At 69.0% G+C, this 18,686-nt stretch carries 21 protein-coding genes and 1 riboswitch; of the genes, 7 read left to right on the top strand and 14 right to left on the bottom strand.

The genetic code is table 11. The annotated features are described in order from the left end of the window. Positions 1 to 62: 62 nt before the first annotated feature. Positions 63 to 209 (top strand): hypothetical protein, encoded by a 147-nt coding sequence (locus tag AC1RRF_RS01415; RefSeq protein WP_492832124.1) that lies wholly within the window; start codon positions 63 to 65, stop codon positions 207 to 209. Further along, on the top strand, positions 209 to 454 hold the full coding sequence (locus tag AC1RRF_RS01420) for a hypothetical protein (protein WP_492832126.1): 246 nt from the start codon (positions 209 to 211) through the stop codon (positions 452 to 454). The genes AC1RRF_RS01415 and AC1RRF_RS01420 overlap by 1 nt, the downstream gene beginning before the upstream one ends. On the opposite strand, the gene AC1RRF_RS01425 is transcribed toward AC1RRF_RS01420, so the two are convergent. Further along, complete coding sequence (locus AC1RRF_RS01425) at positions 451 to 1,248, bottom strand: TspO-related membrane protein (RefSeq protein ID WP_492832127.1); 798 nt, start codon at positions 1,246 to 1,248, stop codon at positions 451 to 453. The two genes, AC1RRF_RS01420 and AC1RRF_RS01425, sit on opposite strands and share 4 nt — an antisense overlap. A gap of 78 nt (positions 1,249 to 1,326) precedes the next feature. Here AC1RRF_RS01425 and AC1RRF_RS01430 point away from each other — a divergent pair, with 78 nt between their 5' ends. Beyond that, positions 1,327 to 1,521 (top strand): hypothetical protein, encoded by a 195-nt coding sequence (locus tag AC1RRF_RS01430; protein WP_492832129.1) that lies wholly within the window; start codon positions 1,327 to 1,329, stop codon positions 1,519 to 1,521. 8 nt (positions 1,522 to 1,529) lie between these two features. Here the strand turns inward: AC1RRF_RS01430 and purQ are convergent, their stop codons facing one another. The 8 genes from purQ to purC form a co-directional block, all read right to left on the bottom strand. Continuing rightward, positions 1,530 to 2,192, bottom strand: coding sequence for a phosphoribosylformylglycinamidine synthase subunit PurQ (purQ, locus tag AC1RRF_RS01435; RefSeq protein WP_492832131.1), 663 nt, complete (start codon positions 2,190 to 2,192; stop codon positions 1,530 to 1,532). Positions 2,193 to 2,225: 33 nt separating this feature from the next. Next, a complete protein-coding gene (locus AC1RRF_RS01440; protein ID WP_492832133.1) occupies positions 2,226 to 3,503 on the bottom strand; it encodes an MFS transporter in 1,278 nt (425 codons plus the stop codon). A gap of 45 nt (positions 3,504 to 3,548) precedes the next feature. Further along, positions 3,549 to 4,307, bottom strand: a complete 759-nt coding sequence (locus tag AC1RRF_RS01445; protein WP_492832135.1) for an acyl-CoA thioesterase — start codon at positions 4,305 to 4,307, stop codon at positions 3,549 to 3,551. Next, on the bottom strand, positions 4,304 to 6,658 hold the full coding sequence (gene metE, locus AC1RRF_RS01450) for a 5-methyltetrahydropteroyltriglutamate--homocysteine S-methyltransferase (protein ID WP_492832137.1): 2,355 nt from the start codon (positions 6,656 to 6,658) through the stop codon (positions 4,304 to 4,306). Before metE ends, AC1RRF_RS01445 begins: the two co-directional genes overlap by 4 nt. Positions 6,659 to 6,763: 105 nt before the next feature. Then, positions 6,764 to 6,968: riboswitch (cobalamin riboswitch) on the bottom strand. A 70-nt stretch (positions 6,969 to 7,038) separates the two neighbouring features. Continuing rightward, on the bottom strand, positions 7,039 to 7,509 hold the full coding sequence (locus tag AC1RRF_RS01455; protein WP_492832139.1) for a YbhB/YbcL family Raf kinase inhibitor-like protein: 471 nt from the start codon (positions 7,507 to 7,509) through the stop codon (positions 7,039 to 7,041). A 50-nt stretch (positions 7,510 to 7,559) separates the two neighbouring features. After that, positions 7,560 to 7,691 carry a hypothetical protein gene (locus tag AC1RRF_RS01460; RefSeq protein ID WP_492832141.1) on the bottom strand — a complete coding sequence of 44 codons (132 nt, stop codon included), beginning with the start codon at positions 7,689 to 7,691 and terminating at the stop codon, positions 7,560 to 7,562. Next, positions 7,688 to 7,924 (bottom strand): phosphoribosylformylglycinamidine synthase subunit PurS, encoded by a 237-nt coding sequence (purS, locus tag AC1RRF_RS01465; RefSeq protein WP_492832143.1) that lies wholly within the window; start codon positions 7,922 to 7,924, stop codon positions 7,688 to 7,690. Before purS ends, AC1RRF_RS01460 begins: the two co-directional genes overlap by 4 nt. After that, the gene (purC, locus tag AC1RRF_RS01470; protein WP_492312498.1) at positions 7,924 to 8,682 is read right to left on the bottom strand and encodes a phosphoribosylaminoimidazolesuccinocarboxamide synthase; all 759 of its coding nucleotides are present in this window, start codon (positions 8,680 to 8,682) and stop codon (positions 7,924 to 7,926) included. The genes purS and purC overlap by 1 nt, the downstream gene beginning before the upstream one ends. A gap of 275 nt (positions 8,683 to 8,957) precedes the next feature. On the opposite strand from purC, the gene AC1RRF_RS01475 reads away from it, so the two are divergent. Further along, entirely contained in the window at positions 8,958 to 9,281 is a 324-nt protein-coding gene (locus AC1RRF_RS01475; protein WP_492832144.1) for a DUF1476 domain-containing protein, read from the top strand. A gap of 63 nt (positions 9,282 to 9,344) precedes the next feature. Here the strand turns inward: AC1RRF_RS01475 and AC1RRF_RS01480 are convergent, their stop codons facing one another. Genes AC1RRF_RS01480 through purB form a run of 3 tightly spaced genes read right to left on the bottom strand, consistent with a single transcriptional unit; the run spans position 9,345 to position 11,879 of the window. Continuing rightward, a complete protein-coding gene (locus AC1RRF_RS01480; RefSeq protein WP_492832146.1) occupies positions 9,345 to 9,860 on the bottom strand; it encodes a DNA-deoxyinosine glycosylase in 516 nt (171 codons plus the stop codon). Beyond that, the gene (locus tag AC1RRF_RS01485) at positions 9,847 to 10,578 is read right to left on the bottom strand and encodes a 2OG-Fe(II) oxygenase family protein (protein ID WP_492832148.1); all 732 of its coding nucleotides are present in this window, start codon (positions 10,576 to 10,578) and stop codon (positions 9,847 to 9,849) included. The genes AC1RRF_RS01480 and AC1RRF_RS01485 overlap by 14 nt, the downstream gene beginning before the upstream one ends. Beyond that, positions 10,578 to 11,879, bottom strand: coding sequence for an adenylosuccinate lyase (gene purB, locus AC1RRF_RS01490; RefSeq protein ID WP_291837775.1), 1,302 nt, complete (start codon positions 11,877 to 11,879; stop codon positions 10,578 to 10,580). Before purB ends, AC1RRF_RS01485 begins: the two co-directional genes overlap by 1 nt. Before the next feature lie 103 nt (positions 11,880 to 11,982). On the opposite strand from purB, the gene AC1RRF_RS01495 reads away from it, so the two are divergent. Both AC1RRF_RS01495 and AC1RRF_RS01500 read left to right on the top strand, forming a co-directional pair. Next, positions 11,983 to 13,341 (top strand): Gfo/Idh/MocA family protein, encoded by a 1,359-nt coding sequence (locus tag AC1RRF_RS01495; protein WP_492832150.1) that lies wholly within the window; start codon positions 11,983 to 11,985, stop codon positions 13,339 to 13,341. Between the two features lie 10 nt (positions 13,342 to 13,351). Then, complete coding sequence (locus tag AC1RRF_RS01500; protein WP_492832152.1) at positions 13,352 to 13,996, top strand: glutathione S-transferase; 645 nt, start codon at positions 13,352 to 13,354, stop codon at positions 13,994 to 13,996. Positions 13,997 to 14,181: 185 nt separating this feature from the next. On the opposite strand, the gene AC1RRF_RS01505 is transcribed toward AC1RRF_RS01500, so the two are convergent. After that, complete coding sequence (locus AC1RRF_RS01505) at positions 14,182 to 15,849, bottom strand: lytic transglycosylase domain-containing protein (protein WP_492832154.1); 1,668 nt, start codon at positions 15,847 to 15,849, stop codon at positions 14,182 to 14,184. A 150-nt stretch (positions 15,850 to 15,999) separates the two neighbouring features. Next, complete coding sequence (locus AC1RRF_RS01510; protein ID WP_492832155.1) at positions 16,000 to 16,794, bottom strand: uracil-DNA glycosylase; 795 nt, start codon at positions 16,792 to 16,794, stop codon at positions 16,000 to 16,002. Between the two features lie 199 nt (positions 16,795 to 16,993). On the opposite strand from AC1RRF_RS01510, the gene AC1RRF_RS01515 reads away from it, so the two are divergent. Continuing rightward, entirely contained in the window at positions 16,994 to 18,646 is a 1,653-nt protein-coding gene (locus tag AC1RRF_RS01515; RefSeq protein WP_492834122.1) for an electron transfer flavoprotein-ubiquinone oxidoreductase, read from the top strand. Positions 18,647 to 18,686: the final 40 nt, after the last annotated feature.

Below are 18,686 nucleotides of genomic sequence, written 5' to 3' on the forward strand. Positions count from 1 at the left end.
AGAGCGGAACATCGGCCCCGCGTGGTCATTGAATCGGGGAACGCCCGCTGAAGGAGCTTCCCATGCCCGACCAGCCCATCGATCCGGCCGCCACGCCGGAAGACCCGAACGCCCCGACCATCGCCGCCGATGACGCCGGCGCCACGGCCCTGGCTGAACGCGCCGCCCGCGAGGCGGCCAATGACGACCACGGACAGGAAGACCACTGATGCGACGCGACGACATCACCCCCGACCATCAGCAGATGGATCTTTCGAACGATCCGGCGGAGGCGGCCCGGCTGAAGGCGTTGGCCCCCGAACTGGCGATGGCCAGCCGCCAGCGCCTGACCGGTTCGGCCACGGGCGTCGGCAGCGTCGGCTTCGACGAATCGGGCGCCTTCGACGTGGGCGCCGCGGACGACGACCCCGATGACCCCGAGCCTGACGCTCCGCCTTTCGCCGGGCGGCTCTAGATCGGCTTCTCGACGGGCGGTTTCAGCTGGAAGGTCAGGATGAAGGCGCCGACCAGGGTCAGGCCCGACGCCACCACCGCGCCGCCCGCCAGCGCCGGGTTGCGTTCAAGCTCGGCCACGAACACCCCCAGCAGGCCCCAGGCGACCGGCAGGGCGTAGGCGGGCGTCCGCAGGGTCCATGTGACCGCCAGCGCCTTCACCATCACGACCACGATGGCCAGCAGGGCCCAAAGGGTCGGCGACAGCACGGTCGGCAGGTCGCCGTTGCCGGTCAACACCGTCAGCAGGTTCACCGGCGCGGCCACGCCCAGCCACCCCGCCAGCAGGGCCAGGGGCCAGACTACGGTCCATCGCTCCCGGTCGGTGCGGGGCAGGGCCCGGATGGATCGGGCGTTGAGCAGCAGCGGAATCAGCAATACCAGCAGTGACCCGAAGATCAGGATCACGGTGCCGGCCTCCCAATCGACGGCCGCCGCCACGATCCACCAGCCGATGCCGAGGAAGGCCGCCGCCGACGGCCAGCCCAGCCGGGTCAACAGCTCGCTCTCGCCCGTCGCGGGCAGCGCCTGACGCACGGCGTAGACCAGCAGCCCCAGATAGATCACGCCCCAGATGGCGAAGGCGTAACCCGCCACCTTCAGGGTCGCGTCGCTGTCCGCCGCGAACTCGCCCGCGGTCTGGCCCCAGCCCAGCAGCATCTGCGCCTGGGCGACGACGACGGCGAAGACGGCGCAGGCCAGCACGATCAGGCGCCGGGTCTGCTGGGCGGCGGTGGGACGGACGATGGACGACATACAGGCTCCTGCGGCGGCGCTTCATCGGAACCGCCGCGCCCCGGACCGGTTCCCTCTGCACACCTGCGGAGAAGACCGATGGCTGACGAGAAACCCCATTTCGAAACCGACTTCGTCCAGACGGACCGCGCGCGTGAGCAGGGCCTGGGCCTAGGCGAGCGTGAGTTGAAGGCCCAGCGCGATCCGGGCGGGATCGTCACGCCTGATGTCGATGAGGATGACGAGCCGGGCGATCCGGTGGTCCGCAATATCGCGGACGATCTGGAAGGCTGACGCTCGGCTCAGGCGGCGTTGTAGATGCTCTGGAACAGGGTGGCGCCGTCCGCCGAACCCAGCTCCGCCTCGAAGGCGCGGTCCGGGTGGGGCATCATGCCCAGCACGTTGCCGCGCGCGTTCTGGATGCCGGCGATGTCGGCGACCGAGCCGTTGGGGTTGTCGACGTAGCGGAACACCACCTGACCCTCACCCTCCAGCCGCGCCAGAGTCTCGGCGTCGGCGAAGTAGTTCCCGTCGCCGTTGCCCTGGGTCATGACGACCTCGCGCTGGCCCTGGTAACCGGAGGTGAAGCGGGTCTGGCCGTTGGCGACCGTCAGGCTGATCGGCTTGCAGACGTATTTGAGGCCCGAGTTGCGCAGCAGGGCGCCCGGCAGCATCCCGGCCTCGCACAGCACCTGGAAGCCGTTGCAGATGCCCAGGATGGCCACGCCGTCGTCGGCGGCCTTGCGGATCGCCTGCATGATCGGGGCCTGCGCCGCCATCGCGCCGCAGCGCAGGTAGTCGCCGTAGGAGAAGCCGCCGGGCAGGACGATCAGGTCGAGGCCTTGCGGCAGCTCGGTCTCCTGGTGCCACACCATCTGGACCTGCTCGCCGGTGGAGCGTTCGACGGCGACCTTGCAATCGCGATCACAGTTGGAACCGGGGAAGACGATGACGGCTGCGCTCATGGCGCGGGCGTCTAGCAGGGTTCGGGGCGTTTGTCAGGCCGCCGTGACTGACGAACGCACGGCACGCCCGTCCAGCCAGGCCCAGAGCCAGATGGCCAGGCCGCCCAGCGTCAGCCCCACGGCGACCCATCCGGTCGAGCCCCAGCCGAATCCGGCCGCCACCGCCGCGCCCGCCAGCAGCGGGCCCAGCGCATTGGCGGTGTTGAAGGCCGAGTGATTCAGGGCCGCGGCCAGCGTCTGCGCCTCGCCGGCCACGTCCATCAGCCGGGTCTGCAGGATCGCGCCCAGCCCGCCGCCGGCGCCGACGCACAGCACGATGATCAGCATCGACCACAGGTGATGCGAGGCCAGCGGATACAGGGCCAGCGACACGGCGCTCCAGATCAGCACTCCGGCCGCGGCCTTGAAGCCGAATCGGTCCCCGGCCCAGGCGCCCAGCAGGTTGCCGCTGAACATGCCGACCCCGAACACGGCGAAGACCCAGGGCAGGACCTCCGGCCCCACGCCCGTCACCTCACGCAGGGTCGAGGCCAGATAGGCGTAGACCGCGAACATGCCGCCGAAGCCGATGGCGCTGACGCCGAGCGTAAGCCAGACCTGCCGGTTCTTCAGGGCCTTCAGCTCGCGCAGGGGGCTGGCGTCCGGATGGGCCGGATCGCGCGGCGCGAACAGGGCCACCAGCGTCATGGTCAATACCGCCAGCATTCCAACGATGCCGAAGGTCCAGCGCCAACCGTGCGCCTGGCTGATCAGATTGACCACCGGCACCCCCAGCACCGTCGCGAGGGTCAGTCCCATCAGCAGGGTCGACACCGCCCGGGTGCGGAACTTCAGCGGCACGATCGAGGCCGCCACCAGCGCGGCCACGCCGAAATAGGCTCCGTGCGGCAGGCCGCTGAGGAAGCGGAACACCAGCATGGTCTCGAAATTCGGCGACAGGGCGCTGAGCGTATTGGCGACCGCGAACAGGCCCATCAGCACGATCAGCAGGATCCAGCGCGGCAGCCGCGCCCCGAAGGCCGCCAGCAGGGGCGCGCCCACCACCACCCCGGCCGCATAGGCGCTGATGGCGTGGCCGGCGGTCGGCTCGTCGACGCCCAGGCCGCTGGCGAAGTCCGGCAGCACGCTCATCGCCGCGAATTCGGTGATCCCGATGGCGAAACCGCCCATGGCCAGGGCCGTCAGGACCAGGGTGACCGCCAAAGGCCCGCGCGCAGGCGTTTCGGAAACGACATCGGCGTCGCTGCAGGTCGTGCAGTCGGCAGGGGACATGGCGATCACCGGGGAGGGGAGGATGCTGCAGCGCAACATGGGGCCTTCCGCTCACCGATCAACCGTCGCCGGAGCGGATATCGATCACGTCGTGTGAGCGGGGTCTCCGATCGGCTTCGGCCGTCCGCCGCCATCGACGCTGACCATGACGAATTCGGCCGTGGCCGAGCGGCGTCGTTCGCCGGTCAACAGGCCTTCCGCCCACAACTGCACCTCGACCGCCAGGGAACTGCGGCCGGTCATCTTCACGCGCGAGACCAGTTCGATCATGTCGCCGCCGTCGATGGGGGCCTTGAAGTCGATGCGATTGGTCGCCGCCATGACCACCACCTCCCGCGCCCGACGCGTCGCGGTCACGAAGGCCGCCTTGCCCATGAGCTTCAGGGCGTCGCCGCCGAACAGGGTGCCGTAGTGGTTGGTCGTGCCTGGAAACACCATCTCGACCGTCCGCAGCCAGTCGCCGGTCTCGTCCGCCTCGTCCCGGACCGGCGACAGCGGCGTCCCGTCTCCGTCCTCGCGCAAGGCGACCATGTTGAACAGGCCGCGCGTGCACAGTCGCCGCTCGCCGGTCAGCAGGGCCTCGGCGTGAAGCTCGACCTCCACGCCGAGCGATGACCGACCGGTGCGCACGACCCGGCCCGTGGCCTCGACCATCTCGCCGATGCGGGCGGGGGCGGCGAAGTCGATCCGCTCGCACCCGGCCGTCACCACCGCCCGCCGCGCGTGGCGGCTGGCGGCCAGGAAGGCGACCTTGTCCAGATGCGCCAGGCCCACGCCGCCGAACAGGGTGCCGTGGTGGTTGGCGTCCCCGGGGAACACCATGTCGATCAGGCGAACGGTCATGCCCGCGCCGCCTTCGCCGCCGCCACCATGTTACGCAGGGCGGCCTCGGTCTCGGGCCACTGCCGGGTCTTGAGGCCGCAGTCCGGGTTCACCCACAGCTGGCCGACGGGCAGCTTGGCGGCCGCGGCCTTCAGCAGAGCCGACATCTCTTCCACCGCTGGCACGCGCGGCGAATGGATATCGTAGACGCCCGGCCCGATTCCGGCCGGGTAGCGATAACCGGAGAAGGCGTCGAGCAACTCCATCTTCGAGCGCGAGGTCTCGATGGAGATGACGTCGGCGTCCATGGCTCCGATCGACCGGATGATGTCGTTGAACTCGGAATAGCACATGTGGGTGTGGATCTGCGTCTCGTCCCGCACCCCCGAAGCGGTGATCCGGAAGCCCTCGACCGCCCAGTCCAGATAGGCCTGCCAGTCGGCGCGGCGCAGCGGCAGGCCCTCGCGCAGGGCGGCCTCGTCGATCTGGATGATGGGGGCGCCCGCGGCCTCCAGGTCGACCACCTCGTCGCGGATCGCGAAGGCGATCTGGCGGCAGGTCTCGCTGCGCGGCTGGTCATCGCGCACGAAGGACCAGTTCAGGATCGTCACCGGGCCGGTCAGCATCCCCTTCATCGGCCGCTCGGTCAGGGACTGGGCGTAGCGCCACCACTCCACCGTCATCGCCTTCGGCCGCGACACGTCGCCGTACAGGATCGGCGGGCGCACGCAGCGTGAGCCGTAGGACTGCACCCACGCCGCCTTGGTGAAGACGAAGCCCGACAACTGCTCCCCGAAATACTGGACCATGTCGTTGCGCTCGAACTCGCCGTGGACCAGCACGTCCAGACCGATCTCCTCCTGCCATCTGACCGTGCGGGCGGTCTCCTCGCGCAGGAACTGTTCATAGGCCCCGTCGTCGAGGACGCCCTTGCCGTGGTCCGCGCGGGCCTTGCGGACCTCCGGCGTCTGGGGAAAGGAGCCGATCGTCGTCGTCGGCCAGTCGGGCAGACCCAGCCGGGCGTCCTGCAGCAGGCGGCGCACCTCGAACGAGGCTGGGCGCCGGATCAGGTCGGGGTCGCGGTTCGCGGCGCGGGCCTGCACCGCCGCATCGTTGATCCGCGGCGAGACCCGGCGCGAGGCCACCGAGGCGGTGGAGGCGTCCAGGGTCTCGCGCACCGCGGCGCGCCCCTCGTTCAGCGCTTTCGCCAGCGTCGCCAGTTCGGCGATCTTCTGCACCGCGAAGGCCAGCCAATCCTTCACCTCGGCGTCCAACGCGGTCTCCCGCTCCAGATCGATCGGGGTGTGCAGCAGGCTGCACGAGGGGGCGATGATCACCTGACGGCCGGACGCGATCACCGGCTCGATCCGGTCCAGCACGGCGTTCAGATCGGCTTTCCAGACGTTGCGCCCGTCCAGCACCCCCAGCGACAGGACAAGGTCCGGCCGCGCCCCCGCGGCGACGGCGTCCAGCTGCTCCGGCGCGCGGACCAGATCGACGTGCAGGCCGTGCACCGGCAACGCCAGCACCGTTTCCAGATTGTCGCCGATCGCGCCGAACCAGGTCGTCAGCATCAGTTTGATCGGCGGGGTGACGTCGCTCAGCACGGCGTAGGCGTGGGCATAGGCCTCGCGCGCCGCGTCGCTCAGGTCGGTGACCAGGCAGGGCTCGTCGATCTGCACCCAGGTCGCCCCCGCCCGCGCCAACGACCGCAGCACCTCGGCGTAGACCGGCAGCAGCCTGGGCAGCAGGGTCAGCGGGTCGAAGCCCGCATCGTTCGCCGCCGTACCGCTTGAGGTCGTCCGCGCCTTGCCCAGCAGCAGATAGCTGACCGGCCCCAGCAGCACGGGCCGGGTCTCGATCCCCTGTTCCTTGGCCTCCAGATACTCGTGCAGCGCCTTGGTCGAGCCCAGCCGGAAGGCCTGGTCCGCCGTGAATTCGGGCACCAGGTAGTGGTAGTTGGTGTCGAACCATTTGGTCATCTCGGCGGCGGGAACCCCGTCGCCGCCGTGCGAATGACCGTGGGCGCAGGTCGCCTCTCCTTCGCCCTGCGATCCGCGCGCCATGGCGAAATAGGCCTCCAGCCCGACCCGCTCGCCGGTCCAGCCGTAGATGTCCGGCACGGCGCCGACCATGGCGGTCGCATCCAGCACATGATCGTAGAGGGAGAAGTCGTTGGACGGGACGATGTCGGCGCCCAGATCGCGCTGGCGCAGCCAGGCCTGACCGCGCAGCTCGGCGGCGACGGCCAGTAGGGCCTTGTCGTCGATCCGGCCGGACCAATGCTGCTCAAGCGCGGTCTTGAGTTCGCGCTTCGGGCCGATGCGGGGAAAGCCGAGGGTGGCGACCTGGACGGGGAGACGGGCGGTCATGATGCGAAGCCTTTGCTGGTGGCAAGGCTTCGGGCAGGGACGCGCGAACGCCCGCGCGGAAACGGTCCGGCGGCGCACAGGCGGCCTGACCGGACACCCCGCCGGAGGACGTTATCTGTCGGGGCAGGTCTCCTGGCTCACGGGTCACGGCTTCGGGCCCGGCCTTCCCGGAGGCGGACCCCCAGTGACACACGATGGACCTTCGGCTCGCCGCTTACAGTTGCGGGGGCAGCGCCGGTTTCACACCGGCTTCCCTCTTAGCTCCGCCCCGTCCGAAGACGACGCGCAGACCACGACACCCGCATAGAAGCGGGTCTCCCGGCGAAGTCAAGAAACATATAAGGATATCTTTATGTGTTTCCCCGACCTCGACCCTGACCTCAGCCCTGGCCGGTGTTCTCGTAGGTGGCGGTGATCGTCGCCTTGGCCAGGGTGTGGAAATGCAGGTTGAAGCCGAACACGGCGCCCGAGTTCTCGGAGGTCACGTCCAGCCTGTCCGTGTCCACGGCGAAGACGGTGAAGATGTAGCGGTGCGGGCCGTGGCCCGGAGGCGGAGCAGCGCCGCCGAAGCCGGGCGCGCCGAAGTCCGTGCGGCCCTCGACCGCGCCGGCCGGGACGGGGCCGCCGGTGGGGAGTTCGCTCACGTCGGCGGGAATGTTGGCTACGGTCCAGTGCCAGAAACCCGAGCCCGTCGGGGCGTCCGGGTCATAGCAGGTGACAGCGTAGCTTTTCGTGCCCTCGGGCGCGCCCGACCATTTCAGGTGCGGCGAGGCGTTGCCCTTGGCCTGCACCTGCGCGTCCGGCAGCACGCCGCCGTCGGTGAGGTCGTTCGAGGTCAGGATGAAGGTCATGGCGGTCTCCGGTCAGCGAGCGTCAAGCGATCCTAACGCGCCGGACGCCGTCAGTGTCCCTGTTCCTTGGCTGCCGTGGTGAAGGCGCTGTCGTCCATCAACCCGCCGGCCAGGGCGGCGGCGAACACCACGCACCCGCCGACGATGAAGACGACGACCAGCAGCTTCAGGACGCGTTTCACGCGACCTCGATGCGGTAGCTTTCGATCACGGTGTTGGCGAGCAGCTGCTCGCACATCTTCTTGGCCTCGGCGGCGGGGTCGCCCTCGCCGCTGAAGTCGAACTCGATCAGCTTGCCGACGCGGGCGTTGGCCACGCCGCCCCAGCCCAGGCCGTTCAGCGCGCCTTCGACGGCCTTGCCCTGAACGTCCAGCACGCCGGGTTTCAGGAACACATGCACCTTCACCTTGGCCATTAGTGCAGTCCCCCCTGAATCACCGTCGGCATGCCCTTCATGATTCCCAGGCGACGCGCGACTTCCGTATAGCTTTCAATGACATTGCCCAGATCGCGGCGGAAGCGGTCCTTGTCCAGCTTCTCACCGGTGGTGGTGTCCCACAGGCGGCAGCTGTCCGGGCTGATCTCGTCGGCCAGGATGACCCGGGCGAAATCGTTCTCCCAGATGCGGCCGAACTCGATCTTGAAGTCCACCAGGGTGATGCCGACGGCGCCGAACATGCCCGACAGATAGTCGTTCACGCGCACGGTCATCGCCAGGATGTCGTCCAGCTCCTGGGTCGAGGCCCAGTTGAAGGCGGTGATGTGCTCTTCGGTGACCATCGGATCGTTGAGCTCGTCCTTCTTCAGGTAGAACTCGATGATCGAACGGGGCAGGGGCGTGCCTTCGGCGATGCCGAGGCGCTGGCTCATCGAGCCGGCCACCACATTGCGGCACACCACTTCCAGCGGAATGATCTCGACTTCGCGGATCAGCTGCTCGCGCAGGTTCAGGCGCTTGATGAAGTGGTTGGTCACGCCGATGCCGTTCAGGCGCGACATGACGAATTCGCTGATCTGGTTGTTGATGACGCCCTTGCCCTCGAGTTGGGCCTTCTTCTCGCCGTTGAAGGCGGTGGCGTCGTCCTTGAAATACTGGATCAGGGTGCCGGGCTCAGGTCCTTCGTACAGGATCTTGGCCTTGCCCTCGTAGAGCTTCTTGCGCTTGACGTTCATGGGGTCTCGTCCGGGCGGGGCCTCGTCAGAAACGAAAATCGCGCGGCCAGCGCGTAGGTCTGGTCAGCGCGATCCGGAATCGGGCGGGCGGGTAAAATCGTCGCGGTCTCCTTAGCGGAAGCCGATGCTGGATACAAACGGCGGGCGTCGATGACACCGTCGGACGACACGCCGCCGCAACCCGGCGGGTTCCGGTTGCGTTCGGCCCACGGGGGGCTATAGACACCCCGATGCGGCCACTCCCCTGGGCCGCCTGACGGAGCCTGCGGACGCCCATGACTACCTTCGACGATCGGGAAAAGGGCTTCGAGTCCAAGTTCGCACTCGATCAGGAACAGGAATTCAAGGCCGTCGCCCGCCGCAACAAGCTGCTGGGCCTGTGGGCCGCCGAGAAGATGGGCCTGTCCGCCGAAAGCGCCGCCCAGTACGCCGGAGCGGTCGTGAAGGCCGATTTCGAGCAGCCGGGCGAGGAAGACGTCTACCGCAAGATCGCCCAGGACCTCGAAGGCGCCGGCCTGACCGTCTCGGAAGGTGAAATCCGCCGCAAGATGGACGAGCTGTCGTCGGTCGCGCGCGAGCAGATCCGCAACGGCGAATAAGCTTCGGCCCCTCGGACTGGAAGAACAGGGGCCGCTCCAGCGATGGAGCGGCCTCTTTCCGTTTCAGCCGCGCAGAATCGCGGTCAGCACCGCCCACGCCTGCGCCTTGTCGACAAAGCTGCGCGTCGCATGGGCCGGGCTGGAGGACGGCAGGTCGATCAGGGTCAGGCCCTGGGTCCCCGCCAGCGAGCGCCGTCCGATCTTCGCCGCCGTGGCCCCGTTGAAGGCCACCGCCCTCAGCTGCGGCAGGTCCGCGACGAGTCGCCTCAGGTCCGCCGCCTCGGCGTTGCGGATGTCGGCGTCCAGGCTGCCCTTCCTTTCCGCGCGGGCGATGACGTCCCACAGGCCGACCCGCGCGCTCTTCAGCGCCTCAAGCCGGTCGGGATAGGGCAGGGCGGCCGGGTCGCGTCCGATCACGCCGCCGACCAGCCGCCAGAAGGCGTTCTGCGGGTGTCCGTAATACTGGCCCGCCTTCAGCGAGGCGTCGCCGGGCAGGCTGCCCAGGATCAGCAGTCGGGTATTCGCATCGACGACGGGATCGAAGGCGCTCTTGCGCGCCGACGGATCAGCGTCCGGCATTTCTCATCCAGCCGACGACGGACAGCCGCGGCCCCTGGGCGTAGGCGGCCACGGGCGCGACGGAGTGATACTGCGGGACCTCAAACAGCGTCAGGGTGTTCCAGCGCGGAGCATGGCCGCGGATCACGTCGCCGGCCGCGTCATGGAACAGCAGCTGGCCGCCCCAGTCGGCGCGCCAGGTCCGGGTCAGGCCCAGCGTATAGGCCACCAGCCGGTCGCTGGCCTCGGATCCCACGTCGTTGTGCAGGCCGATGAAGTCGCCGGGGCGATAGCGGGTCAGCTGGCCGTCCGCCTTGACGATGTCCGACCGCCCCGTGACGGCGACGCCCAGCTTCACGAAGGCGTCGTTCAGGAACTCGGTCAGCCCGTGAATCGGATGCCCCGGATCGCGGCCGGTCAGGTAGGCGGTGATCAGCGGATAGGCCAGGTACAGGAAGCCGTAGCCGGCGCCCGCCTTGGTCATCATCGCCCGCAGCCGCTGCTGCAGGGCCGCGTCGCCCTGGGCCAGGATCTGATCACGATTCAGGACGGCGGGACGGCCGTCCTCGCCCTGGAAGGCCAGGTCCCAGTCGATGCGTGTCTCCAGCATCGACGCCAGGTATTCCGCCGTCTCCGGCTCGAAGATGTCGGCGATCTGGACCCATCCATCACGTTTGTAGCTCGCCGCCGCGGCGGCGAGGTCCAGGTCGGGATTGATCCGGATCGGCGGATTGCTCATCAGTCGGCGCCGAACACCCGGGCGAACACCGTGTCCACGTGCTTGGTGTGGTAGCCAAGGTCGAACAGGGCCTCCAGCTGGCTTTCCGGCAGGGTTACCCGCGCGTCGGCCTTCAGGAAGTCCAGGAACCGGCCTTCGCCGCGCCAGACCTTCATGGCGTTCTCCTGCACGGCGGCATAGGCGTCCTCGCGGCTCACCCCCGCCTGCGTCAGAGCCAGCATCACCCGCTGCGAGTGCACCAGCCCGCCCAGCAGGTCGATGTTCTTCTGCATGTTCTCGGGATAGATGTTCAGCCGTTCGACCACGTTCGCCAGGCGGTGCAGGGCGAAGTCCAGGTGGATGGTGGCGTCCGGCCCGATGCCGCGCTCGACCGACGAGTGGCTGATGTCCCGCTCATGCCACAGCGCAACATTTTCCATGGCGGGCACCACCGCCGAGCGCACCAGACGGGCCAGGCCGGTCAGGTTCTCGGTCAGGATCGGGTTGCGCTTGTGCGGCATGGCCGACGAGCCCTTCTGGCCCTTGTCGAAGAACTCCTCGGCCTCGAGGACTTCCGTACGCTGCAGGTGGCGGATCTCCGTGGCCAGTCGCTCGATGGAACTGGCGACCACGCCCAGGGCCGCGAAGAAGGCGGCGTGGCGGTCGCGCGGGATCACCTGGGTCGAGACCGGCTCGACCTGCAGGCCCATCTTTTCGGCCACATAGGCCTCCACCGCCGGGTCGACGTTGGCGAAGGTGCCCACGGCGCCCGAGATGGCGCAGGTGGCGATCTCTTCCTTGGCCGTCAGAAGGCGACGCTTCGCCCGCTGGAACTCGGCGTGGTAGCCGGCCAGCTTGAGACCGAAGGTGATCGGCTCGGCGTGGATGCCGTGGCTGCGGCCCACTTCCGGCGTGAACTTGTGTTCCTTGGCCCGCGTCTCCAGCGCCGCCAGCACCCGGTCGACCCCGCCGATCAGCAGGTCCGACGCGCGCGCCAGCTGCACCGCGAAACAGGTGTCCAGCACGTCCGACGAGGTCATGCCCTGGTGCAGGAAGCGGGCTTCCTCGCCCACGATTTCCGACACATGGGTCAGGAAGGCGATGACGTCGTGCTTGGTCGTGCGCTCGATCTCGTCGATCCGATCAGCGTCGAAGACCGCGTCCTTGCCCTTGGCCCAGATGGCCTCGGCGGCGTCGGTCGGAATCACGCCAAGCTCGGCCATCTTGGTGGCGGCGTGGGCTTCGATCTCGAACCAGATCTTGTACTTGGTCTCTTGCGACCAGATGGCGACGGCGTCGGGGCGGGAATAGCGCGTGATCATGGATGCGCCGTGTCGGTCGCATGGCCTCGCGAGTCAACCTGCGCCTTGTCCGGAGCGGCGATTTCAGGTCTGGTCCGGTGCCTTCCCCGTCCGGAGCTTCCCCATGAATCGACGCGATCTGATCACCGCCGCGGCGGCGGCGAGCGGTGCGGCGGCCCTGGCGGGTGGAGCGACGCAGGCCCGGGCCGCCCGGCCGTCGGATCGCCTTCGGCTGGGCATGATCGGCGTCGGCATGCGCGGTCGGGTGCTGCTGCGCGAGTTGGTCCGGCGCGACGACGTCGAGGTCGTCGGCCTGTGTGACATCGACGCCTTCACCCTGAACGAGGCCCTCGAACAGTTCACCGAGGCCAGCAAGCCCGCGCCGCGCCTCTACACGGGCTCCAATGAAGTCTGGCGGGAGATGCTGACCGGCGCTGATCTGGACGGCGTCGTCATCGCCACGCCATGGGAATTGCATGCGCCCATGGCCATCGGCGCCATGCGCGCCCGGGTGCCGGTGGCCTGCGAGGTCGTGGCCGGAATCACCCTCGACGACCACTGGCAGGTGCTGCGGACCCAGCTGGAGACCGGCACGCCCTACATGCTGCTCGAGAACGTCTGCTATCGCCGCGACGTGATGGCGGCGCTGAACATGGTCCGGCAGGGCGTCTTCGGCGAGATGATCCATCTGGAGGGCGGCTACCAGCACGACCTGCGCGAGGTGAAGTTCAACGCCGGCGTTCCGGGCCAGGCCTACGGCGGCGGCGTCGAGTTCGGCGACCGGGGTTGGTCCGAGGCCCGCTGGCGCACCGGGCATTCGGTCCGCCGCAACGGCGACCTCTACCCCAGCCACGGGATCGGTCCCTGCGCCATGTGGGCCGGCGTCAATCGAGGCAACCGCTTCACCCGCCTGACCAGCTACGCTTCCAAGGCGCGCGGGTTGCACAACCACATCGTGGCCAAGGGCGGCCCCGACCATCCCAATGCAGGCGTGACCTTCCGCCTCGGCGACGTGGTCCAGACCATGATCGGCTGCGAGAACGGCGAGACGATCATGCTCAGCCACGACACCAGCCTGCCGCGCCCCTATTCGCTGGGCTTCCGGGTGCAGGGCGAGAAGGGGCTGTGGATGGACGTCAACAAGTCCGTCCACGTCGAAGGCCAGAGCCAGCCGCACCGATGGGACGAGGCCCAGGCCTGGTTCGACCGCTACGACCACCCGCTGTGGAAGGCCCACGCGGCCAAGGCCGAGGGCGCGGGGCACGGCGGCATGGACTTCTTCGTCATCCACGCCTTCGTCGAGGCGCTGAAGGCCCAGGCGCCGATGCCGATCGACATCTACGACGCCGTGACCTGGAGCGCGGTGACGCCCCTGTCCGAGGCTTCGATCGCCGAGGGCAATCGCACCATCGACTTCCCCGACTTCACCGGCGGCGCCTGGCGGGACCGCGCGCCCATCTTCGCCCTCGACGACCGCTACTGAGAGATATCCCATGGAACTGATCATCGGCCCGCGCCTGTATTCGACCTGGTCCCTGCGGCCCTGGCTGGTGCTCAAGCGCTGCGGCGCGGACTTCGTCACCACCGAGATCGACATCTATTCCGACGCCGGCCAGGCCGAGCTGGCGCGCATTTCGCCCTCGCGGCTGGTGCCCCTGCTCAAGGTCGACGGCGAGACCGTCTGGGACTCCATGGCCATCTCGGTCTGGGCCGCCGAACGCTATCCCGAGGCCCGGCTGTGGCCCGCCGACGCCCACGCCCGCTGGCTGGCCCGTTCGGCGGCCTGCGAGATGCACGGCGGTTTCATGGCGCTGCGCACCCACTGCGGCATGGGGCCGGACCACACCATGGTCGGTCCAGACCGTTCGCCCCTGCCGTCCGAACCGGGGCTGGAGCGCGACATCCGCCGGCTGGTCTCTCTGTTTATGGAGATGCGCGGCCGCTTCGGCGCCGGCGGGCCCTACCTGTTCGGAGCCTGGTCCGTGCCGGACGCCTTCTTCACCCCGGTCGCCACCCGCTTCCGCCACTTCCAGGTCGATCTGGCGGACTTCGGCGACGACGGGACGGCTCAGGCCTATTGCGACGTCCTGCTGGCCCAGCCCGATTTCCTGGAATGGGCGGCCGAGGCGTTGCGTTAACCGCACACCCGAACCCGACCTTAAGACAACGACGGTATGTCTGGAGCCCTGTGAACGCCGACGCGTTCGAGGTCCGCCATGTCCATGCAAGCCGAACAGCCCGTCGCCCGTCGCCCCAGCCTTCTGGTCTATGGCCTGCTGATCGTCGTCGCCTGCTGCCTTCCGGCTTTGCTGCTGGCGGGGATCTAGCTCCCGGCCGCCTGCACCGAAGCCACTTCCATCGGCTGCGCCGGCGTCGGAGGCGGCGGCGGAACGTAGTCGAGGCTCAACGGCGCCAGGGTCGCGCCCCCGGCCACCGCGTCCAGCGTATTCAACGGACGGCCGTTCATGCGCTGGTAGATCCAGTAGGCCGCGACCACCTTCTCCACGTAATCGCGGGCCTGGGGCACGTCGATCGTCTCGATCAGCAGCAGCGGGTCGGCGTCCGGCCCCAGCTTGCGCACCGCCGCCATCATCGGACCGGGCCCGGCGTTGTACGAGGCCGCGACGCGCAGCAGGTCGCCGTTGATCTCGGGCAGGGCCAGCACGCGGTTCACATAGGCCTGACCCATGCGGGCGTTGACGGAAGGGTCGAACAGCCGGTCCGGCGCGCTGACGAAGCCGCGGTCGCCCGACAGTTCCGCGGCGGTGGTCGGCATCACCTGCATCAGCCCATAGGCCCCGGCGCCCGAGCGGGCGCGGGCGTTGAAGCTCGTCTCCTTGCGGGCGATCGCATAGACCAGCGAGCGTTCGATGGTGAAGCCGCCCTCCGGCTCGATCACCGGCTGGGCGTAGTTGTTGGCGTCGATGCGGCGGACGTCGTTGTCCGAACCCATCACCCGCGGACCCAGCGCGCGGCCCAGCGCGGCCCACAGCTGGCGGGCGCGGTCGGTGACGGCCGAGCGCATGCCGGTGCGAAGTTCGTCGCGGGCGTCGGTGCGGCGGCCGATCTCGGAGAAGGCCACGGTGCGCCGCGCGCGCGGTTCGGACCGCACGAACTCTTCCAGCTCGTCGGCGTCGACCCCCAGCGGCTCGTCCGGCATGTAGACGGCCTGCTGCAGGGTCGCCGCGCCATAGGGGCGCGGTCCCATGTTCTCGATGGCGGGTTCTTCGCCCAGTTGGCGCATGGCGATCTGGCCGTAGAAGGTCGCGGGCCAGGCGGAGGCGCGGCGCAGCAGCGGCTGTACGCGGTCCTGCTGGCTCGACCGCGCGGCCGAGCGCGCGGCCCAGAAGGCGGCGCCGGAGCGAATCCAGCCGTCTTCGGTCGGATCGTTCAGCACCCGCTCGAAGGCGGTGGCGGCGGCGCCGAACTCGCCCAGCCGGTACTGGGCCAGGGCCACGGTCCACCAGTCGCCGATCTCCTGCCCGATGACCACGGCGCCGGCCAGGTCGTCGCGGTTCAGCGCGACGCGGGCGGCCTTCATCGGATCACCCTCGGTGTTCTGCCCGGCGGCGGAGGCGGCGGCCCAGCTGCGGTTCGAGAAGCGCGACGGACGGCGCGGCTCGGCCGCCCCGTCGGGACGGCGGCGCAGGGCCAGATTGTAGGCGCGGTCGGCGCAGGGGAGGTCGTAATACTCCTCCAGCCACGCCGCCAGTTCCTCATAGGTGGCGGTGTAGTCGGCGTGGAACATCCGCTCGAACTCGACCTGTCCCAGCAGGACGCGGTCCTGAGCCTGCCGGGCCGAAGCGCGGGCGGCGTCCAGGTCCCCGCGGCGCAGGGCGTCGAAGGCGGTGGTGTAGCTCAGGCGGTCCGCGGCGCTCAGCGCGGACGGCGCGCGGCGGTCGTCATCGGAGGCATGCGCCGCCGCGCCGAAGGCGGCGAGCGCGATGGCCAGCGTCGGCGCGAAGATCGCGCGGCGGAAGGTTACAGGCACTGAGGCGGCCCCCCTGAGAGCGGTTTGCGGGATCGTCTCGATTCGATCCGCAGGCCCGCTGTTCGTTCGGTCGTCAGGCCAGAAAGGCGCCACGGCCTCGACCCATGTCAAGATTTGCCCGATTTTTGGGGCGCTTTTGCGTCGCGAAGGTTAACGGGCTTCCGCGGCGTCCAGCCGCGCCGCCAGCGCCAGCAGGTCGGCCCAGGCCGCCTTCTTGGCCATCGGCGTGCGCAGCAGGAAGGCGGGGTGGAAGGTCGGCAGCACGGGCGCCGAGACATTGCCCTCGGCCAACCGCCATTCCTTCCAGTGTCCGCGCAGGCGCATGATGCCCTCGTCGGTTCCCAGGACCGACTTGGACGCTGCCGCGCCCAGCAGCAGCACGGCCTTCGGCTGCAACAGGGCGAAGGCCCGCTCCACGAAGGGCGCGCAGGCGGCCTGCTCCGCCGGGGTCGGCGTCCGGTTACCCGGCGGCCGCCAGAAGACGGTGTTGGTGATGAAGACCCTGTCCTTCAGCCCCGCTTCGGCCAGCATCCGGTCCAGCAGTTGACCGGCCTTGCCGACGAAGGGCTGGCCGCGCGCGTCCTCGTCGGCGCCCGGCCCCTCGCCGATGATCATGATCGGCGCCTGCGGATCCCCGCGCGAGAACACCGACTGGCGCGCCCCCATGTCCCTCAGTGGACAGCCCGTGAAGCCGGCGATGGCCTCGCCCAGCGCCTCCAGCGTCTCGGCCCCAGCGGCCAGGCGGCGCGCATCGGACGCCGCGTCGCCCACGGACGGGGCCGCCACCACCGAGGCGGTCGCCTTGGCCACGGCCTTCACGGCGGGCGGCGGGGCGACGTGGGTGCGGTCGACCGGCGCGTCCTCGAAACAGCCGTCCACCCCCGCGTCGCGCCAGAAGGCGAGCAGGCTTTCGGCGGCTGCGGTGTCGAGAGTTGCGGCGTTCATGTCGGTCCGCACAGGGATAGTCCTTGACCGCCCCCGCGTCACCTTCCGATAAGCGACAGCAGGGAAGACCATACGCATAACGAGGACATCGGGCATGGCCGAAGCCGAGATCGAAGGCGGCGCGACGAACGCCTGGCAAGAGGCGGTGATCGACAAGCTGCCGCCCGCCGAGGCGCTGGCGGGCGTCGAGCGCGAAGTCATGGAGTATGACGTCGTCATCGTCGGCGGCGGTCCCGCCGGCCTGTCCGCCGCTATCCGGCTCAAGCAGCGGGCGGAAAGGGACGGCAAGGAGATCTCCGTCGCCGTGCTGGAGAAGTCCGCCGAGATCGGCGGCCACATCCTGTCGGGCGCCGTCATCGACCCCAAGGCGCTGAACGAGCTCTTCCCTGACTGGAAGGAACGCGGCGCGCCGCTGGAGACGCCCGTCACCAAGGACAAATTCCTGCTGCTCGGGCCGCAGGGCGTCGTGTCCCTGCCGATGTTCGCCTTCCCGCCGCTGATGCACAATCACGGCTGCTACATCGCCTCGCTGGGCAACGTCGCCCGCTGGTTGGGCGAGCAGGCCGAAGCCCTGGGCGTCGAGGTCTATCCCGGCATGGCCGCGAGTCATGTGGTCTGGGACGAACCGTCCGGCCGGGTGAAGGGCGTCGTCGCCGGCGTCTTCGGCATCGACCGCGAGGGCAAGCCGACCGGCGAGTTCCAGCCCGGCATCGAACTGCACGGCAAATACGTCTTCATCGCCGAGGGCGTGCGCGGCTCGCTGGCCAAGACCATCATGGCCCGTCACAACCTGTGTGATGCATCCGATCCGCAGAAATTCGGCATCGGCGTCAAGGAGCTGTGGCAGATCCCGGCGGAGAAGCATCAGCCCGGCCTGGTCCAGCACTCGACCGGCTGGCCGCTGGATGAATTCACCGGCGGCGGCAGCTTCCTGTACCATTTCGGCGATCGCTACGTGACCGTCGGCTATGTGGTTCACCTGAACTACAAGAACCCCTTCATCTCGCCCTTCGACGAGTTCCAGCGCTTCAAGCACCACCCCTCGATCGCCGAGCATCTGGAGGGGGGCACGCGCGTCTCCTACGGCGCCCGCGCCATCACCGAGGGCGGCTTCCAGTCCGTACCCAAGCTGGCCTTCCCGGGCGGCGCCCTGATCGGCTGTTCTGCGGGCTTCGTGAACGTGCCGCGCATCAAGGGCAGCCATAACGCCATGAAGACCGGCATGCTGGCCGCCGACGCCGCCTACGACGCCGTCATGGCCGGGCGCTCGGGCGATGAGCTGACCGCGTACCAGACCGCCTACGAGAACAGCTGGGTCCACAAGGAACTCAAGACCGTCCGGAACGCCAAGCCCCTGCTGTCCAAGCTGGGCACCACCCTGGGCGGCGCGGCCGGCCTGTTCGACATGTGGTTCCAGACCCTGACCGGCGGCTTCTCGCTGTTCGGCACGATGAAGCACACCAAGACCGACGCGGCGGCGACCGAGCCCGCCGCCAAGCACAAGCCGATCGCCTATCCCAAGCCGGACGGGAAGCTGTCGTTCGACAAGCTGTCTTCGGTCTTCATCTCCAACACCAACCACGCCGAGGACCAGCCCGCTCACCTGAAGCTGCTGGATCCGACGATCCCGATCCGGGTGAACCTGCCCAAATACGGCGAGCCCGCGCGTCTCTACTGCCCGGCCGGGGTCTATGAGGTGCTGTACGACGCGGACGGCAAGTCCAATCCGCGCTTCCAGATCAACGCCCAGAACTGCGTCCACTGCAAAACCTGCGACATCAAGGACCCGTCGCAGAACATCGTCTGGACCACGCCGGAAGGCGGCGGCGGGCCCAACTATCCGAATATGTAGACCCAAAACCCTCGCCCTCGCGGCGAGGGGCCTTGTCGCC

Source organism: Brevundimonas sp. GW821-FHT12C05 (assembly GCF_058807475.1).

Bases quoted from the DNA above. Each gene is read 5' to 3' on its own strand.
- purB (WP_291837775.1), bottom strand. From the start codon at position 11,879: ATGATCACGCGCTATTCCCGCCCCGACGCCGTCGCCATCTGGTCGCAA.
- AC1RRF_RS01420 (WP_492832126.1), top strand. From the start codon at position 209: ATGCGACGCGACGACATCACCCCCGACCATCAGCAGATGGATCTTTCG.
- AC1RRF_RS01510 (WP_492832155.1), bottom strand. From the start codon at position 16,794: ATGAACGCCGCAACTCTCGACACCGCAGCCGCCGAAAGCCTGCTCGCC.
- AC1RRF_RS01440 (WP_492832133.1), bottom strand. From the start codon at position 3,503: ATGTTGCGCTGCAGCATCCTCCCCTCCCCGGTGATCGCCATGTCCCCT.
- AC1RRF_RS01480 (WP_492832146.1), bottom strand. From the start codon at position 9,860: ATGCCGGACGCTGATCCGTCGGCGCGCAAGAGCGCCTTCGATCCCGTC.
- AC1RRF_RS01485 (WP_492832148.1), bottom strand. From the start codon at position 10,578: ATGAGCAATCCGCCGATCCGGATCAATCCCGACCTGGACCTCGCCGCC.
- AC1RRF_RS01475 (WP_492832144.1), top strand. From the start codon at position 8,958: ATGACTACCTTCGACGATCGGGAAAAGGGCTTCGAGTCCAAGTTCGCA.
- purS (WP_492832143.1), bottom strand. From the start codon at position 7,924: ATGGCCAAGGTGAAGGTGCATGTGTTCCTGAAACCCGGCGTGCTGGAC.
- AC1RRF_RS01415 (WP_492832124.1), top strand. From the start codon at position 63: ATGCCCGACCAGCCCATCGATCCGGCCGCCACGCCGGAAGACCCGAAC.
- metE (WP_492832137.1), bottom strand. From the start codon at position 6,658: ATGACCGCCCGTCTCCCCGTCCAGGTCGCCACCCTCGGCTTTCCCCGC.
- AC1RRF_RS01515 (WP_492834122.1), top strand. From the start codon at position 16,994: ATGGAGTATGACGTCGTCATCGTCGGCGGCGGTCCCGCCGGCCTGTCC.
- AC1RRF_RS01425 (WP_492832127.1), bottom strand. From the start codon at position 1,248: ATGTCGTCCATCGTCCGTCCCACCGCCGCCCAGCAGACCCGGCGCCTG.
- AC1RRF_RS01445 (WP_492832135.1), bottom strand. From the start codon at position 4,307: ATGACCGTTCGCCTGATCGACATGGTGTTCCCCGGGGACGCCAACCAC.
- purC (WP_492312498.1), bottom strand. From the start codon at position 8,682: ATGAACGTCAAGCGCAAGAAGCTCTACGAGGGCAAGGCCAAGATCCTG.
- AC1RRF_RS01495 (WP_492832150.1), top strand. From the start codon at position 11,983: ATGAATCGACGCGATCTGATCACCGCCGCGGCGGCGGCGAGCGGTGCG.
- purQ (WP_492832131.1), bottom strand. From the start codon at position 2,192: ATGAGCGCAGCCGTCATCGTCTTCCCCGGTTCCAACTGTGATCGCGAT.
- AC1RRF_RS01455 (WP_492832139.1), bottom strand. From the start codon at position 7,509: ATGACCTTCATCCTGACCTCGAACGACCTCACCGACGGCGGCGTGCTG.
- AC1RRF_RS01430 (WP_492832129.1), top strand. From the start codon at position 1,327: ATGGCTGACGAGAAACCCCATTTCGAAACCGACTTCGTCCAGACGGAC.
- AC1RRF_RS01500 (WP_492832152.1), top strand. From the start codon at position 13,352: ATGGAACTGATCATCGGCCCGCGCCTGTATTCGACCTGGTCCCTGCGG.